We start from the raw sequence: 17,766 nt of genomic DNA, 5'->3' as shown, positions 1-17,766 counted from the left end.
CAATATCAATTGAGTCTCTGTTCAGTCTCTGCGTCAAAGAGATGGATATTCGCAGGATCGAGCATGACTTCGAACTCTTCGCCTGGCTGAACTTTATGACTTGGGGGCAAAGCGGCAACGAGCCTTTGTGGGCCAACGGTTCCCGTTACAATCAGTTCGGGACCCGTGAGTTCGGCGATGTCGCATTTCATGCGCAGAACGACACTTTGACCTTTCCGCTCCCGCCCTATTGCTTCTGAACGAACCCCAAGCAAAATACGTCTGCCAGCCGCAATATTCGGTAGGTTGCCAATTGGAATGCTGGTGTCCGTACCGTCAATCGTCAGACGATCTCCGCTGAATGTGGCTTCCAGCATGTTCATTGGCGGCGCGCCGACGAATGTCGCCACATAAAGCGTCGCGGGCCGGTTATAGACATTTTCAGGCGTGTCCAGTTGTTCAATGCGCCCATTGCGCATGACCGCAATCCGCGTCGCCAATGTCATCGCCTCGATCTGATCGTGCGTAACGTAAACCATCGTGGTTTTCATCAATTGATGCAGTCGCTTCAACTCGGCACGCATTTCCATGCGCAGTTTTGCATCCAGATTGGACAATGGTTCATCGAAAAGGAACAGTTTGGGGTGACGCACCAATGCGCGACCGATTGCGACACGCTGACGCTGGCCACCGGAGAGCTGCGCGGGCTTTCGATCCAGCAGGTTTTCGATCTGCAAAAGGCGCGCTGCTTCCAGCACGGCTTTATCCCGCTCCGCAGCTGGTACTTTTCGCATCTCAAGACCGAAGCCGATATTGCGCTTCACATTCAGATTTGGATAGAGCGCGTAGGACTGAAACACCATCGCCGTATCCCTGTCCTTGGGGTGTACGCCGACGATAGACCGCTCATCAATGCGAATGTCGCCGCTTGTCGGTTCGGCCAGACCCGCGATCATGTTGAGCAATGTCGACTTGCCGGAACCGGAGGCACCTAACAGCACCAGAAACTCACCGCTGGCGAGAGACAGATCGATACCTTTGAGGATTTCTGTCGACCCGTAGCTCTTGCAAACATTGCTTATGGTCAGGGTGCTCATACAAGCGCTCCTTCAGCATCCGACATATAGGCCCGCGGGCTTGTGGAAATGGCCTTCGAGGCACTGCGTGTGGCGGCCTGCAAGCAGTCCTCAACCGAGCGGCCCTTGGCGAATGACGCAAGAAAAGCTGCGTTGAAAACATCGCCCGCGCCGATTGTATCGATAACCGTTACCTGAGGCGCATTGACCGATACGACGCTGCCATCATGTCCAACCGCGAAGGCGCCATTCGAGCCGCATTTAACGATAAAAAGGCCGCCATCCGGCATCGTCCGGCAGAGATTGTGGGCGGCCTCAACCGGATCGGCGGAGTTTCCAAGATTGATCGTCTCAACCTCGTTGAACATGACAAACTTGCTGCGTTTCAGCCATGAAAGTGCGCGGCTTCGGTTCCGCTCCGTCCAGCCTTCGACCGGCCAGCCGGTATCAAGCGCCACATCGATGTTGTGGCTGTCGGCCCAATCGAAAAACTGATCATATGCATCCGCCAGCCTGTCGGTCAGAAAACTTCCGCAAAGAAGGGCCAGTCCGCCGGACAAGGCCTCACCATCAAGTGCCGACAGGGCATCTTCAATTGAAAAATGCGGCAGATGACCGAGTGTCGTGAAGAAAGTCCGTTCTCCATCCGGATGCGTCAGGCCGACGGACAGAGTGGTTTTTCCAGCAAACGCCGCCCATTGTCTGGCATGATCACCAAAATTCTCAGCGAGCCAGCGACCAAACTGATCGGCGCCTGTATTCGCGGCCATTTGAAATGGAACTTCCAAAGCCATCAGTGTCAAAGCCGAGTTTCCCGCCGAACCGCCGACGCGCAATTCGTCATGGCTGACAATGTTCTCGGTTCCCGGTTGTGGCCAAGCCGCAGTCGGTCCCAGGATCATATCAACATTGACGTTGCCGATAATTGCAATTGGCCTCACTCATTCGCTCCGGGTGATTTTGGAAGAACGGACCGGCGTACCGGCATTCTCGACACGTTGGTCGGCAAAGGCTATCATGAGCCGTTGCGCAGCTGACAGGATCGTGAAAATGGCGCCAAGTCCGCTTGCTGCGGGAAACGAAATCGTTACAGCACCCGGAACAGGCGCATCACCGGAGGCGTCAAACACTACCAGTTTGGCTCCCGTTTCAGCAACAGACTGTCCCATCGCCGTCACCAGCGGTGCGGTCGCATCGTTGCCCTTGAAGAGGATAACTGCAACCTTTGGCGAGAGCATTTCCATCGGCCCGTGACGCAGTTGGCCACCCTCCAGCGAATAGCTCGGCACGCGCGAAAGCTCGGTAAACCCGAGAGCAATGGCTTCTGCTACCCCCTGCAGACTGCGCCCCGAGGTTACAATCGTGTTGACATCAGCGATGCAATCAAGCGCTGCATCAATCGCCACAGTTTGGGGGGAATTCAACACGTTGAGTGCGGCTCGCGGATCGTCTCCGAGTGCCGCCAATATGGCGAGATGCAGAGCGAAACTAATTGTCAGGCTACGGGTTGCTGCAAATGCAAGCTCCCCGCCGCCATGCCCCACCAGGCAGTCGACTTTGCTGGCGAGAAACGACCCAGCATCAAGCGTCAAACCGAATATATCGGCCTGCCCCTTTTTCTCGGCGAACCAGCGGACGACTTCCGCACTTTCACCGGACTGGGATGTGACCAGAACCGTTTTGCCATCAATGGGTAAGGCAGCGCCAAGCTGCTCTGAAAGCGGTATGGCAACTGCATCGATATTATGGGCGCGATAAAGCGGCTCCACCGCACGACCGACCGCGTGCGACCCGCCCATCCCCAGCAGGAGCAGCTTGCCGGTTTTACGTAAACTCCCGGCGATCTTCTCTGCCAGTTCGCGATTATCCTCAAAGGAAATAAGAGCATCGCCAAACTGGCGCGCCATCTCTTTATCGATTGCGACAAGTCCTTCGGGACGCTGCTTTTGCGTGTTCATCATCATCCTTTCACGCCGCCGCTGGTGAGGCCGGAGATAAGTGCGCGTTGCATCAAAAGCCCAACAATAACCGGCGGAAGTGCTGCCAAAACACCCGCCGTCGCAATCAGCCCGTAATCGGAAACGCGCCCGCCAGCGAGATCGGCGATAGCGACTGTCAGCGTCCGCGCTCTCTGATCCGATGTGAACAAAAGCGCATAGAAAAATTCGTCCCATCCCAGCAGAAATGCGAACAGCGCCGATGTCGCAACAATCGGCAATGCAAGCGGCAGCGTGATGATACGCAATGTCTGGAACAGGCTTGCACCGTCAATCATCGCGGCCTGCTCAATCTCCTGCGGGATACCATCGAAGCCAGACTTCATCAGCCATGTGGTGAATGGTGCCAGAATGGTGAGGTAGACAAGCGCGAGACCGAATACCGAATTCAGCAGCCCTAGTTTTGCAAGGAGAATGTAAAGCGGCACGGCCAAAGCCACCGGAGGCAGCATGTATGTGCCAATGACCAAAGTGAGCGACCAACCGATGCGCGAGGTCCGCGATACCGCCCAACCGGCAGGGATCGCAACAAGGATCGCCACTAATGTGGCCATGCCCGCCACTCTCAGACTGTTATACATCGATGCCACAAAGGCAGCGCCAGCGCTATTGGGGACCGTGGACAGCAGAGTCTGATAGCGAGAAAAATCCGCTGTGGTCGGCCACCATTTCAATGGGCGAACAGACAGGTCGGCCATCGGCGATATGCTCATGACAAACAGCCAGAACAAGGGCGCGAGGATAATGACTGCTAGCGACAGCGCAGCGAGATAAACGAAGAAAGTTGCGATGGGGCTTCGACGTTCCATTATGTTGCCGCTCCAGCCGTTTTGCGCACCAGAAAACCATAGCCCAACGCCAGCACCGTAACGATTAGGGTCACAATGAGCGCCAGCGATGCACCAGATCCCGCGCGCTGGAAGGAAAATGCTTCCTGATAAACGAGGATAGAAAGCGTACGTGTGGAATTAGCGGGGCCACCGCGGGTCATGATCCAGATAATGTCAAAGACCTTGAATGCCTCAATGGTGCGGAGCACAAGCGCGACCATCAATGGTCCCGCAAGATAGGGCAGAATCACAAACCGGAATCGGTTGAATGGACCCGCGCCATCGACGAGCGATGCAGCTGTTATGTCTCTTGGGACGGCTTGAAGGGCCGCCAACGCGATGAGTGCGACAAGCGGGAAGTTCTTCCAGCAATCGGCAACAATCAGCGCCGTCATTGCTGCTGACGGTTCGCCGAGCCATGACTGGTAGTCTGAAATGATGCCAAGCTGGGTCAACAGCGAATTGAGCGCACCATATTCGGGATTGTAGATGAGACGCCATAGTGTTGCGTTGACCACCGTTGGCAACGCCCATGGCAGAATAAGCAAGGCGCGCAGAACAGTGCGGCCATAAAACTGCTGGTTCAGCAACAGTGCCGCCAAAACGCCAAGGACCATTTCGGCTGACACCGAGATGAGAGAAAACCAGGTTGTGGTCCAGAAGGCACGCTGGAAATTTGAGCTGGTTAGCATCTTGATGTAATTGGCAAAGCCAACAAAATCGCCGCCAGTGCCGACAAGCTTTGCATCGGTGAACGAAAGCCGCACCGTTTCAAACATTGGCCAGCCGATCACGCAAACCATGACGGCGAGTAACGGAAGCATCAGCAACCACGCTCGCATAGTCATCCAGTTGCCGGACATTGTTTGCACCTCAGTCTAAATGGAAGAAGGGAGTGGATGCAGATGCAACCACTCCCATCAGGGTCTTAGAGTCCGCTGTTTTCAGCTGCGGATTTGAGGGCGTCTTCCGGCGAAGACTGTCCAAGCAAAGCTTCCTGAATGGACTGCTGCAAGGCCGTGGACATTTCCTGATATTTCGGTGTCGTCGGGCGCGGATACATCGCAGCCAGGCCGAGCTTCGCTGCCGCAATCAACTCTTCCTGTCCCTTCGATACAGCCGGATCGTCATAGGACGACGCCCAGATCGGCAGAGACAGTTTTGCATAATCGTTCTGGACCTTTTGCGAGGTCATAAAGACGATATATTTCCACGCATCATCAGGATGTTTGCTGGTGGTGGTGATGCCAAGCCCCATGGAACCATTGACAGCCGAAACCTCGCTCTTGCCTTCGACGCCCGGCGCAGGCACCACGCCCACCTTGCCAACCACTTTGCTTTCGGCAGGGTCATTGACCTTACTATACATATAGGTCCAGTTCAGCGCGAAAGCGGCGTCACCATTCTGGAAGACCTTGCGTACGTCCTCCTCCAGAAACTCTTTCGAGTTGGGATTGCTGAGGCCGGACTTATAGCTGTCCACCATATATCTGAGGGCATCCAGTCCGCCATCCTTGTCGAAGGCGGGCTTTCCGTCTTTCAGGAAATCGCCGCCATAAGCACTCACCAGCGTGGTGTAGTCGCAAATCGCGGCCTCCGCCTGCGCCCAACTCCACGCAATCGGCGATGCAAGCAATCCCTTGTCCTTGATGATCTTTGCCTGATCGTTGAGTTCCGCCCAAGTCTTAGGCGGGTTCTTTATACCTGCTTTCTCAAGGATTTCCTTGTTGTAGAACAGGTACTTGGTATCCAGAATCCACGGCATGCCGTAATATTTGTCCTGATACTGAACCGTCGTCCAGGCGCCTGGCAGAACGCCCTTCTTCATCTCGTCCGTAATGCGCGACGAGACATCGACAAGCACATTGTTGCTTGCATATTCGGCTGGCCAGATCACGTCGAACAGCACAACGTCATAGCCCTGCCCCGAACCCTGAGCCAGAACCGTCTTGTCATGCAACCCTTCATAGGGCACGAATTCCAGATTGACCTTCACATCCGGATTGGCTGTCTGAAAGGCCTCCGTCATCGCGCGTACATCCGCTTCGCTATAAGCGGCCTGCGCCATGAACAGGGCATTCAGGGTCGTTTCAGCAAATGCGTGCGGAACCGAGAAAGCGGATACGGCCAGCGTACCCAGCAAGACGGTGCGAATTGATTTAAGCATTGGTACCTCCCGTTAACCTGCCTCCGGCTTGTGCTAGTGCCGTGCACATTGCCTTATCGCCGTGAGATCAGAGCTGTTGTTCCACCATTATTAAATGTTCATGTTCTTTATTAAGTCAAATCCATTGACTTAAACGTGTTATAAATATCTACTGGTGTCAAGAGGGATTGAGGATGCCAAGAAAGAGCGACATTCGGGCCACGAGTGGCACCAATCATGAGGGTACAAGCGCCCATAATCGCAGGGTGATCATCGACGCCCTGCGCCAAAACAGATCGCTCTCCCGCGCCGAACTCGCCCGTGCGACAAATCTCACCAAACAGACGATCTCCAACCTGATTGAAGGTCTGGAAAGCGACGGATTGGTGAGTTCGGAAAATGCCGTCAGGCGTGGTCGCGGACAACCGGCAACGCCCTACCGGCTGGTGCCCGAGGGCGCTTTTGCGCTCGGCGTTCAGATCGACCGGCATCTGACCCGGATCGTCATCGTCAATCTGACCGGCGATGAAGTCGTGCGGCGAGAGGCCAGACTGCCACCCGATAATCCGGAAGAAGGCTGCGCCATCATTCTGGAAGAAATTGCCAAAGCGCAAGCGACGCTCGCACGGGAATTCCCCGATGGACACTATCGAATGTCAGGGCTTGGTGTCGCCATGCCCGGACCTTTCGGGACAAAGGTTCCCGAGCATGACCGATGGGTGATGAGTGCATGGCAATCTTTCCCGCTGATCGACAGGTTGACCCAAAGCACCGGCCTGACTGTAACATTGCAGAACGATGCTACGGCCTGCGCGCGGGCAGAAAAAATGGTTGGTCTCGCAGACGGCCTCGATAATGTCGTCTGTATCTATATGGGCTACGGTGTCGGCGCCGGGCTGATACTGAACGGAGAAATCTATACGGGCAGCAAGGGCAATGCCGGTGAAATCGGCACCATGCTTATGACCAATCGTGGCGCGCAAACGCCACTGGAACACCATGCTTCTCTCTGGTCGCTCTACAAACATTTGAAAATCGACGAAGCACAGCCCGATCTTTCTGCGGAATTGGAAGCCCTGTTGGCGCAGAACGATCCGCAACTGGAAACATGGCTGGAGCGGGCGGCGATGGAACTGAGATCCGCCATCCATACGATAGAAGCGATCTTCGACCCGCAAACAGTTATTCTGTGTGGCGGCGCGCCGAAACTTCTGGCCAACCGGCTCGTGGACCGGATCGAGCCGCTCATTTCCTCCAGCGTAGATTACCCGGTGCGGACATTGCCGCGTCTGCTGGTCGGGTTGACCGATATATGGGCCGTGGCGCGCGGGGCAGCCCTTGAGCAGATCAGCAGGCATTTCGACCCGCGTTTCTCAGCACTGCTGAAGTCTGGCATCGCTTCCTGAAGTTCGCGCGACAGTCATTATCGGCCGCAGCTTAACATGCACGGTATAAACTGCTAGGAAGCCTGCAAAGACGGGAAATATGTCCGGGCCGGTCGGAACTGGACTTGCAAAAATCTGCAATGATACAGATCAGTTCATCTTCCCTATAATGTCTCGCTGAAAACGAAAGGTAGTGAGAAAATCATATGCGCTTGACGCTTTATACGGACTTTTCGCTTCGCGTCTTGATCCATCTGGCAATTCACGAGGACCGTCTGTGTTCGATCGGCGAAATTGCCAACGCATATTCGATTTCCCACAACCATCTGATGAAAGTCGTCAATGGCCTCGTGAGCGGCGGTTTCATTGAAACGGTTCGCGGGCGGAGCGGAGGCCTGCGTCTGGCTCGCCCTGCGCATACCATTTCGGTGGGCGCTGTCGTCCGGCATACGGAAGAAGGTCTTCATCAACTGGCGGACTGTCCAGGATGCGCACTTTCGCCCGCTTGCGGTCTAACCGGTGTGCTGGCGCAGGGCGTTGAAGCGATGCTTCGTGTGTTCGATAGTTATACGGTTGAAGATCTGCTGACAGACAAAACCGTCATGCGCCGACTGACCGAGCGCAAGCCACCGCTCAGTTTTGACCTGATGGATTAAGCAAAGGAACGGATTTTCACCCGTTCCCTGTTTTTGCATATACAGATTTGAAGGCCTCAAGCGGCCAGAAGTTCGTCCGCAGGACCGAAAAACTCGTAATGGATACGGTCAGACGGCACACCCGCCAGCGATAGCGCTGATACGGCGGCACGCAGGAAAAGGCGCGGTCCGCAGATATAGTAGTCTGCATCCTGTAGCGGCGTGTTGGCAACCAGCCACTCATCCGTAATCAGCCCCGCATGGTCGTAATGCACACCCGTTTTCTCACCGTCCAGTGGTGTCTGGTGAAAATCGCTCACACGGATCGCGTCACCCTTGGCGGCAAGTGCCTGCACATGATCGCGCATCGCATGGGTCTCGCGGTTATGTGTGCCGTGAATATACTGCGTTGGAAGTTTAGGGTGTTGGTCGGCGATGGTTTCGAGCATCGCAACCATCGGCGTAAGCCCAACGCCACCAGACAACAACACAACCGGACGCGTCGGGCTATCGGCCAGAAAAAATTCACCTGCTGGCGCTGCAACCTTGATGACGCTGCCGATGGCTGCCTGATCATGCAGCCAGTTCGACGCCACGCCACCAGGCTCCTTCTTGACCGAAATCCGGTAGGTTTTGCCATTCGCGGCGCTTGAAATGGAGTAGTTGCGCTTGATTGGCGCGTGATTGGCGATTTCAAACCAGAAGGTCAGATACTGGCCGGGCTTGTGCTCCATGACCCGCCCGCCATCCACGGGGCGGAGAACGAACGACGATATCGTGCTGCTTTCACGGACGATCTCGTCAATGCGAAAATCACGCCAGCCGTTCCAGCCGCCATCAGCAACTTTCTGCTCGTCATAAATGCGATTTTCCCGCGCCATCAGAATGTTGGCCAGAAACCAGTAGGCGTCGCCCCAGGCTTCCAGAATTTCATCTGTTGCAGCATCACCCAGCACGGCTTTGATCGCTCCCAGCAAAGCTTCAGCCACATGGGGATAATGTTCCGGGAGAATTTGAAGGCCCACATGTTTTTGCGCAATTCGCTCCACCGCCGGGGCCAGCGCGGCCAGATTCTCGATATTGCTGGCATAGGCGAGAATCGCACCTGCCAGCGCTCGCGGCTGCGATGAAGCTTCTCCGTGATGAGACTGGTTGAACAGATCCCTGATTTCAGGATTCTGGAACATGCGCGAATACATTTCATGAACAATATCAAGCCCATGAGCATTGAGCGCGGGAACGGTCGCCTTGACGATGGCAACCGTGTTTTCCTTCAGTGTCTGCGACATATGCGTCTCCATATCAAATGCATGCCAGGCGACCTGTTCGCTATCAGGCCTATGCGCATTTCGACGGCTGCACCGCCGGAATGAGTCTCACGATGTTAAATTATGTATCTGATATGCATCTATATGGGCGCGCGAAAACATGCAAATAAAATACTTGTTTTTGGGGTGCGACCAAACGTGGCGTGGTGTGGCGAGGATTATTGAGAGAATGCGTCCTGAAGGACTTGGGTGCGGCGTGAAATATGCGCGTTGAACCAGCCGGCTATGCTTTGCTGGTTGGCAGTCAAGAGAACACCGAATTCCCCTGCGAAATCGCACCATCCATTTGCATAAGTATCGCGCACGACCGTCAATACCGGCACGCCGCGCGCAAATGCAGTTTCGATAACCGCACGCAAGCCATGGCCTTCGCATTCGCCCTTGCCGAAGCGATTAAGGATGAGCAAATCCGTCGGTCGATCAAGCTCGGCAAGCAATTCGGCTGCAATGTCTGCCAGTGCGGCAGGATCGAGACGGCATCCTGACGATCCCGTGCCCAGCGGCTGCGAAATGAGCCGAACCTCACCACTATCGATATGTTCGATAGAGATTGTTCGGCAACATTCATCCGTTTGTGCACCGCGATGCTGGAGGAAACCGGTGACACGCAGACCTTCCTCCCGTGCCCGTGTCACGATATCCGCCAGAAAATGATCGACCGGCAAATCTTTCACGCAGTGAATGGCTGCCAGGCTGGGCTTTTTACTCATGCGCTTCCCCGGTCATCCGCCAGCAGGTCTATTCCGGTTATGTCGGCATCTGCAGCGAGGATTGCGATATATTGCGAGACGGCTTTCGACCATGTGGATGCTTCCAGCCAGCCCGCAATTCTGTCCGCAACATAATCGAAGGGAAGCTCTTCGCCATCGACGCGCCGTTCGAGGCGAATGATATGAAAGCCAAAACGGCTTTCGATTGGCGCCGCCGTGATCTCACCCGGCATCAGCCGTTCCAGCGCCCGTTCGAATTCCGGCACGGTGCTGCCGCGCGTAAGCTGCCCGAGATTGCCGCCCTGCGCGCTGGAAGGACAAGCAGAGTAGTCATGCGCCAAGGATGCAAAGCTTGTCGGCTCGGCAATCGCCGAGGCGGCAAGTTGTGTCGCTGTGGAACGCGCTCTGTCCCGTTGTTTCTCATCAGCCGGATCAGCAGAAATCAATATGTGACTTGCTTCCAGAATGGGCTCGCTCGTAAAGCGATGGCGATTGTTCTCATAAAACCGCAGCGCCTCCTCACGCGTGGCCGAAGGCACTTCGACCTCCTGCTCGATCACCATCCGCACAAGCGCATCTTCGTCGGTTTCGCTGCGTCCTTCCGCATCTTTCTCGTGCACTGGCGCGAGGCCAATTTCTTTTGCGCGTTGCAGAAGAAGTTCGCGCACCGCAAGCGCCCGCGCAGCCGCGAGCAGCGCCCTCCCCGGATTTTCCGATGGATGGTTTTGCGCCTCCGTCAGAATGTTCGTCTCATCAATCGTCACGCCATTGACGGACACCGCATCGAAAACCGGGCGCGGCTTTGGCGGTACGCGCGTGTCCGGCTCCTTATAGCTCGTGTAACCCTCATGATGAGCATGTGCGCCACGCGGTTGTTCTGACGGTTGTTTCCGATCAAAAAGTGTCACCATGATCTTTACTCCGCTGGAATGCGCATGTGGGAGGACTGAGCCGTATGGTTGCGCTCGCGCACGACCTGATAGCCCGGACGCCAGATGTAGCGGACCGGCGCACTCAACATATGCACAAGCCGCGTGAACGGGAACAGCAGGAAGATTGTGAGCCCGAGGAAAATGTGCATCTTGAAGATGATGGACGCATCGGTGATGTAGCTTGAAGCTTCCGGGTTGAAAGTAAAGATGCCTTGCGCCCAGTTCATGAACTTCACCATTTCATGGCCATCGATGTGCTGCAACGAAACGGGGATAGAGCTGAGGCCAAGCAGAAGCTGGACCCAGAGCAGAATGATGATCAGCGTGTCGGTCGGGCGCGACGACGCGCGAACACGCGGGTCGAAAACCCGGCGATGGGCCAGAAGCGAGGCGCCGATAATGGCCATCACCCCCGCGATTCCACCAGCAACCACAGCCAATATTTGCTTGGCCTCATGGCTGACGCCCAGAGCGTCAAAAACCCAGATCGGCGTCAGCAGACCGACAAAGTGCCCGGCAAAGATGAATAGCACGCCGACGTGAAAAAGCACGGAACCCCACATCAGCTGCTTGCGCCGCAGAAGCTGGCTGGACCCTGAACGCCATGTATAGGGCTCACGGTCGTAACGAAAGATCGAACCGAGCGCGAGTACACTGAGCGCGATATAGGGATAGATGCCGAACAGAAACGTATGGATATAAGCCATTTTCCGTCTCCTAAAGATGCGATGGGTTGGACGGGGCGCCGGGCTTGCGCTGTGCGGCGCGCATCTGCATACGCAGCCGGTCCGGTCCGCAGGAATTCTCACCCGCATTGCCGCCGAAGGTCACCACTTCCTCTTCCCAGATACGGTCGAGTGCGGCGAGATCATTAGGGTCGTCCTCTTCCAGTCGAAGCAACTCGCCAACAAGATTCTTGTCCGGTTTCGCATTGGCAACGTGAAGCAGCGCCGCAAAAGCATTGGCATAAGGCGACTGACGCTTACGCAGACGTTCGCCGAGCGCCGCCGTGATATGGCCGGTCTGGGCGAGGAGATCGTGAATTTCTTCCGGTGAACGCGTCGACAAAAATTCGAGGAACAGCGGCAGATAGTCCGGCAGTTCCTTCGCATCGACGACAAGGCCGTTGTCGTCATACATTTTCATCAGATCAACCATAGCCTGACCGCGATCACGGCTTTCGCCATGGACATGCTCGAAAAGATGCAGCGACAGCGAACGCGTCCGATCGAACAGATGGACATAACGCTCCTGCGCCTCATAGAGATCGCAGTCGCAAACATAATCCGTGAGACTGTCGAGAAGCTTCCGGACACCGGAAGAAAGCTTTTCTCCTGCCAGCGCATCTTTCAACTCCTGCCCGCCCAGCTGAAGCTCGGCGGTCGGATAGGAAAGCAGGAGCGAAATGATTTTCAGGGTCTTGTTCATTACACTTGCTCCCTGAAGATATCTGTCGGCGTCTGGACCAGTTTCGGTCGCTTGGAGCCGAACAGATCTTCCGTCGATGAACCGCCCGAGCAGCCATTGCCAAAGGTGAAGCCGCAGGAGCCGCGCATGTCATAGGCATCTTCGGTAACTTCGCGATGCGTGGTCGGAATGACAAAACGGTCTTCGTAGTTGGCGATTGCCATGATGTGATACATTTCCTCGATCATCGCGCCACTCATGCCAACGCGATCCGCAATCGCCTCGTCGAGAACGCCATCGACCGTCCTGGCGCGCATATAGGCGCGCATGGCGAGCATGCGTTCCAGCGCCGAAATAACGGGCTCCTCTTTGCCCGCCGTCAGAAGATTGGCGAGATAACGGACCGGAATGCGCATGGAGCGGACATCCGGCAGTGGGCCGTCCATGCCGAGCTTGCCTGCAGCGGCAGCCGACTGGAGCGGCGAGAGCGGCGGAACATACCAGACCATCGGCAAGGTGCGGTATTCAGGATGCAGCGGGAAGGCAATTTTCCATTGCATCGCCATCTTGTAGACCGGCGAGTGCTTGGCGGATTCCAGCCAGGCTTCCGGCACGCCATCCTTGCGGGCCTGTTCGATCACGGCAGGATCGTTCGGATCAAGGAAGATATTGAGCTGTTCCTGATAGAGATCCTGCTCGTTGGCGGTGGAAGCGGCTTCCGAAATACGGTCGGCATCGTAGAGCATCACGCCGAGATAGCGAATGCGACCGACACAGGTTTCGGAGCATACCGTTGGCTGGCCGGCTTCAATACGCGGATAGCAGAAGATGCACTTCTCGGATTTGCCCGAACTCCAGTTGTAATAGATTTTCTTATAGGGGCAGCCGGAAACGCACATGCGCCAGCCACGGCACTTTTCCTGGTCGATCAGGACGATGCCGTCATCCTCGCGCTTGTAGATTGCGCCTGAAGGACAGGCCGCAACACAGGTCGGGTTGAGGCAATGCTCGCACAAGCGCGGCAGATACATCATGAAGGTATTTTCGAACTGGCCGTAGATTTCCTTTTCCACGCCCTCAAAATTGTAATCCTTCGAACGCTTGGCGAATTCGCCACCGAGAATTTCTTCCCAGTTCGGACCCCATTCGATCTTCTCCATCCGCTCGCCAGAAATCAGCGAACGCGGACGGGCGGTCGGCATGGTCTTGCTTTCGCCCGCTGTCTGGAGATGACCGTAATCGAAATCGAACGGTTCATAATAATCGTCGATTTCAGGCAGGTCCGGATTGGCGAAAATCTTGGCGAGGATGCGCCATTTCGCGCCCATCTTCGGCTCGATCTTACCGTTCTTCTTGCGGACCCAGCCGCCGTTCCACTTCTTCTGGTTTTCCCATTCCTTTGGGAAGCCAATGCCGGGTTTGGTTTCGACATTGTTGAACCAGGCATATTCCACGCCTTCGCGATTGGTCCAGACGTTCTTGCACGTCACCGAGCAGGTGTGGCAGCCGATGCACTTGTCGAGATTAAGCACCATTCCGATTTGAGCGCGAATTTTCATTCTGCTGCCTCCTTAGCGAACGACGACTGTTTGCTTTCTTCCAATGGACCTTCCATCCAGTCCACATGGTCGAGCTTGCGCACCACAACGAATTCGTCACGGTTGGACCCAACCGTGCCGTAATAATTGAAACCGTAGGACTGATGCGCGTACCCGCCGATCATATGCGTCGGCTTGGTGATGATGCGTGTGACGGAGTTGTGAATGCCACCGCGCTGGCCGGTCATTGGCGAGCCGGGCGTGTTCACGATCTTTTCCTGCGCATGATACATGAAGACGGTTCCGTCCTTCATGCGCTGGGAGACAACCGCGCGCGCCACAATGGCGCCGTTGGCATTGTAAACTTCCACCCAGTCATTATCGACAAGACCAGCCCGTGCGGCATCCGGCTCCGAAATCCAGACAACCGGCCCGCCACGATTGAGTGTGAGCATCAAGAGGTTATCCGTATAGGTCGAGTGAATGCCCCATTTCTGATGCGGCGTGATGAAGTTCAGCACGAGATGCGGCTTGCCATCCGCCTTCTCGCGGATCGCAGGATTGACCGTCTTGGTATCAATGGGCGGACGATAGACACAGAAGCCTTCACCGAAAGCGCGCATCCACAAATGATCCTGGTAGAGCTGCTGACGACCGGTCAGCGTGCGCCATGGGATCAGTTCATGCACATTGGTATAGCCCGCATTGTAACACACGCTCTCTGATTCAATGCCGGACCATGTCGGGGATGAAATGATCTTGCGGGGCTGAGAAACGATATCGCGGTAGCGGATCTTTTCATCTTCCTTTGGGATCGCCAGATGGGTGTGGTTGCGTCCGGTAAACTTGGAAAGCGCTTTCCACGCCTTGACCGCAACCTCGCCGTTAGTTTCCGGCGCGAGCGACAGAATGACTTCAGTTGCATCGATGTCGGTATAAATACGCGGACGTCCCTGGCTTGCGCCAGGCTCTTCAACTTTTCCGTTGAGCTTGGCGAGCAAATCCACCTCATGTTCAGTATTCCACGAGATACCCTTGCCGCCATTGCCAAGCTTGTCGAGAAGCGGGCCAACAGAAGTGTAGCGCTTGTAGAGATTGGGATAGTCGCGCTCTACAACCACAACAGATGGCATCGTCTTGCCGGGGATCGGCTCGACCTCGCCCTTTTTCCAGTCGAGGACGTCCTTGGGCTGCGCCAGTTCGCCAGCCGTGTCATGCAGGGTCGGAACAAGAACAACGTCCTTTTCGACACCCAACACTTCCGGGGCGACTTCAGAAAACTTTTTGGCAATGTCTTTGAAGATTTCCCAGTCGCTGCGTGCTTCCCATGCAGGGTCCGCTGCGCTCGACAGCGGATGGATGAAGGGATGCATGTCGGAGGTATTGAGATCGTTTTTTTCGTACCAGGTTGCGGTTGGCAGGACGATATCGGAATAGACGCAGGTCGTGGACATGCGGAAATCGAGCGTGACCAGAAGGTCTAGCTTTCCTTCCGGCGCATTCTCGTGCCACACGGCCTCGCGGCTTTCCTGCGCTCCGTCCTGACCGAGATCCTTGCCAAGCAAACCGTTCGATGTACCGAGCAAATGCTTCAGGAAATATTCGTGTCCCTTGCCCGACGAGCCAAGCAGGTTCGAACGCCAGACAAACATGTTGCGCGGCCAGTTGGCTTCGTGGTCGGGGTCCTCGCAGGACATGGTGACGGTGCCGTTCTTCAACGCATTTGCGATGAAGTCTTTCGGGTCTTTGCCAGAACTTGACGCTTCCTTTGCTATGTCCAACGGATTGGTCTGGAGTTGTGGCGCAGACGGCAGCCAGCCCATGCGCTCGGCCCGGATGTTGTAATCAAGTAAAGTGCCGTCCCATGCACCATCAGGCGCTGTCGGCGACAGAATGTCCTGCACCTTCACCGTCTCATAACGCCACTGGTCAGTATGCGCATAAAAGAACGAGGTTGAGTTCATATGGCGCGGTGGACGGTTCCAGTCGAGCGCAAAGGCGAGCGCTGTCCAGCCCGTTTGCGGGCGCAGCTTCTCCTGCCCCACATAATGGCTCCAGCCGCCACCGGACTGGCCGATACAACCGCACATCACCAGCATGTTGATGATGCCACGATAGTTCATGTCCATGTGGTACCAGTGGTTAAGACCGGCCCCCAGAATGACCATGGAGCGGCCATTGGTCTTTTCGGCATTGGTCGCGAATTCACGCGCCACCGCAATGATCTGATCGCGCGGGACGCCGGTGATTTTTTCGGCCCAGGCCGGAGTGTATGGCAGGCCTTCGTCGTAGGACTTGGCCGAATTCTCGTCGCCAAGGCCCCGATCAAGCCCGTAATTGGCCGCAAACAGGTCGAACACGGTCGCGACCATGACGTCGCCGCCCTTGAGCTTGAGCTTGCGGGCCGGAACCTTGCGGACCAGCACGCTGTCATGGTCGCTGCCTTCAAAGTAATCGTGCTCACGATTGCCGAAATATGGGAAGGCCACATCGGCGACGGCATCGTGTTTGTCCTTGTCGATGAAGCTCTTGGCCAGTTCCACATCCTGGCCGTTGCCGCCCTTTTCTTCGAGATTCCACTGGCCATCGTCGCCCCAACGGAAACCGATGGAACCCTGTGGCGCAACATAGGCGCCAGACTTGGTGTCGAAAGCAACCGTCTTCCAGTCTGGATTGTTGCCTTCGCCGAGATCACCCTTGAAATCGGAAGCACGCAGGAAACGATCCGGCACATAGCGCCCGTCTTTCTGGCTGAGCATGACCAGCATCGGGAAGTCGGAATATTTACGACAATAATCCTCGAAATATGGAACCTGACGGTCCAGATGATATTCGCGCAGGATGACATGGCCGAGCGCCATGGCAAGCGCTGCGTCCGTCCCCTGCTTGGGGTGCAGCCACAAATCGGAAAACTTGGCCGCCTCCGAATAGTCCGGCGAAACCACCACCGACTTGGTTCCCTTATAGCGTACCTCGGTATAGAAATGAGCATCCGGCGTGCGGGTCTGCGGGACATTGGAGCCCCAGAGCATGAGGAACCCGGCATTATACCAGTCGGCAGATTCCGGCACGTCGGTCTGCTCGCCCCATGTCATCGGCGAAGCAGGTGGCAGGTCGCAATACCAGTCGTAGAACGACATGCAGACGCCGCCAAGCAGCGACAGATAACGCGAACCCGCCGCATAGGACACCATCGACATGGCCGGGATCGGAGAAAAGCCGATCACGCGGTCCGGCCCGTAGGTCTTGGTCGTATAGGCGTTGGCCGCAGCGATGATCTCGTTGACTTCCGCCCAACTGGCGCGGACAAAACCACCAAGCCCACGCACTTTCATATAGTCAGCCCGCTTTGCCGGGTCCTGCTGGATCGCTGCCCAAGCCGCGACCGGCGTTTTTACCGCACGTTCCTTGCGCCACAATCTCAGGAGGCGCGAGCGGATCAACGGGTATTTCACCCGGTTGGCTGAATAGACATACCAGCTATAGCTCGCCCCGCGCGAACAACCGCGCGGCTCGTGGTTGGGAAGGTCGGCGCGGGTGCGCGGATAATCCGTCTGCTGGGTTTCCCAGGTGATGATCCCGCCCTTGACGTAAACTTTCCACGAGCAGGAGCCGGTGCAGTTCACACCATGGGTGGAGCGGACGATCTTGTCGTGCTGCCAGCGCTTGCGATAGGCGTCTTCCCAATCACGGTTTTCATTGGTTGTGACCCCATGGCCTTCCGAAAAGGTGCCGACATTCTTGCGCGCAAGAAAATTCAGGCGATCGAGGAGCAGACTCATGATTTTATCCTCACATTATAT

General features: G+C 56.0%; 15 protein-coding genes. 2 read left to right on the top strand and 13 right to left on the bottom strand.

Annotation, left to right across the window (positions count from 1 at the left end; genetic code table 11):
* Positions 1-5: 5 nt before the first annotated feature.
* From ABWW11_RS11680 to ABWW11_RS11655, 6 genes are all read right to left on the bottom strand, one after another.
* Positions 6-1,076, bottom strand: coding sequence for an ABC transporter ATP-binding protein (locus ABWW11_RS11680; protein ID WP_109366082.1), 1,071 nt, complete (start codon positions 1,074-1,076; stop codon positions 6-8).
* Positions 1,073-1,996: a carbohydrate kinase family protein gene (locus ABWW11_RS11675; RefSeq protein WP_109366083.1), complete on the bottom strand. Its 924-nt coding sequence runs from the start codon at positions 1,994-1,996 to the stop codon at positions 1,073-1,075. Before ABWW11_RS11675 ends, ABWW11_RS11680 begins: the two co-directional genes overlap by 4 nt.
* Positions 1,997-3,013 carry an SIS domain-containing protein gene (locus ABWW11_RS11670; RefSeq protein ID WP_109366435.1) on the bottom strand — a complete coding sequence of 339 codons (1,017 nt, stop codon included), beginning with the start codon at positions 3,011-3,013 and terminating at the stop codon, positions 1,997-1,999. It lies immediately after the preceding gene.
* 2 nt (positions 3,014-3,015) lie between these two features.
* Complete coding sequence (locus ABWW11_RS11665; protein ID WP_109366084.1) at positions 3,016-3,861, bottom strand: carbohydrate ABC transporter permease; 846 nt, start codon at positions 3,859-3,861, stop codon at positions 3,016-3,018.
* A complete protein-coding gene (locus ABWW11_RS11660) occupies positions 3,861-4,745 on the bottom strand; it encodes a carbohydrate ABC transporter permease (protein ID WP_109366085.1) in 885 nt (294 codons plus the stop codon). The genes ABWW11_RS11665 and ABWW11_RS11660 overlap by 1 nt, the downstream gene beginning before the upstream one ends.
* Positions 4,746-4,810: 65 nt before the next feature.
* Positions 4,811-6,049, bottom strand: coding sequence for an extracellular solute-binding protein (locus ABWW11_RS11655; protein WP_109366086.1), 1,239 nt, complete (start codon positions 6,047-6,049; stop codon positions 4,811-4,813).
* A 173-nt stretch (positions 6,050-6,222) separates the two neighbouring features.
* Here ABWW11_RS11655 and ABWW11_RS11650 point away from each other — a divergent pair, with 173 nt between their 5' ends.
* Together ABWW11_RS11650 and ABWW11_RS11645 are read left to right on the top strand one after the other, a co-directional pair.
* Positions 6,223-7,434 carry an ROK family transcriptional regulator gene (locus ABWW11_RS11650; RefSeq protein ID WP_109366087.1) on the top strand — a complete coding sequence of 404 codons (1,212 nt, stop codon included), beginning with the start codon at positions 6,223-6,225 and terminating at the stop codon, positions 7,432-7,434.
* A gap of 185 nt (positions 7,435-7,619) precedes the next feature.
* Positions 7,620-8,069 carry an Rrf2 family transcriptional regulator gene (locus tag ABWW11_RS11645; protein WP_109366088.1) on the top strand — a complete coding sequence of 150 codons (450 nt, stop codon included), beginning with the start codon at positions 7,620-7,622 and terminating at the stop codon, positions 8,067-8,069.
* Positions 8,070-8,125: 56 nt separating this feature from the next.
* Here the strand turns inward: ABWW11_RS11645 and hmpA are convergent, their stop codons facing one another.
* The 7 genes from hmpA to ABWW11_RS11610 form a co-directional block, all read right to left on the bottom strand.
* On the bottom strand, positions 8,126-9,337 hold the full coding sequence (gene hmpA / locus ABWW11_RS11640; protein ID WP_109366089.1) for an NO-inducible flavohemoprotein: 1,212 nt from the start codon (positions 9,335-9,337) through the stop codon (positions 8,126-8,128).
* A 197-nt stretch (positions 9,338-9,534) separates the two neighbouring features.
* A complete protein-coding gene (locus ABWW11_RS11635; protein ID WP_109366090.1) occupies positions 9,535-10,086 on the bottom strand; it encodes a DUF2478 domain-containing protein in 552 nt (183 codons plus the stop codon).
* Positions 10,083-10,997 (bottom strand): peptidylprolyl isomerase, encoded by a 915-nt coding sequence (locus ABWW11_RS11630; protein ID WP_319080249.1) that lies wholly within the window; start codon positions 10,995-10,997, stop codon positions 10,083-10,085. The genes ABWW11_RS11635 and ABWW11_RS11630 overlap by 4 nt, the downstream gene beginning before the upstream one ends.
* Before the next feature lie 5 nt (positions 10,998-11,002).
* Positions 11,003-11,725 carry a respiratory nitrate reductase subunit gamma gene (narI, locus tag ABWW11_RS11625; protein WP_109366092.1) on the bottom strand — a complete coding sequence of 241 codons (723 nt, stop codon included), beginning with the start codon at positions 11,723-11,725 and terminating at the stop codon, positions 11,003-11,005.
* 10 nt (positions 11,726-11,735) lie between these two features.
* Positions 11,736-12,446 (bottom strand): nitrate reductase molybdenum cofactor assembly chaperone, encoded by a 711-nt coding sequence (gene narJ / locus ABWW11_RS11620; protein ID WP_109366093.1) that lies wholly within the window; start codon positions 12,444-12,446, stop codon positions 11,736-11,738.
* The gene (gene narH / locus ABWW11_RS11615; RefSeq protein WP_109366094.1) at positions 12,446-13,984 is read right to left on the bottom strand and encodes a nitrate reductase subunit beta; all 1,539 of its coding nucleotides are present in this window, start codon (positions 13,982-13,984) and stop codon (positions 12,446-12,448) included. Before narH ends, narJ begins: the two co-directional genes overlap by 1 nt.
* Positions 13,981-17,745, bottom strand: a complete 3,765-nt coding sequence (locus ABWW11_RS11610) for a nitrate reductase subunit alpha (RefSeq protein WP_109366095.1) — start codon at positions 17,743-17,745, stop codon at positions 13,981-13,983. The genes narH and ABWW11_RS11610 overlap by 4 nt, the downstream gene beginning before the upstream one ends.
* Positions 17,746-17,766 lie beyond the last annotated feature (21 nt).

It is taken from the genome of Brucella sp. NBRC 113783 (assembly GCF_040372265.1).
GTDB lineage: Bacteria > Pseudomonadota > Alphaproteobacteria > Rhizobiales > Rhizobiaceae > Brucella > Brucella teleogrylli.
This window is presented reverse-complemented; position numbering and strand designations above follow the sequence as displayed.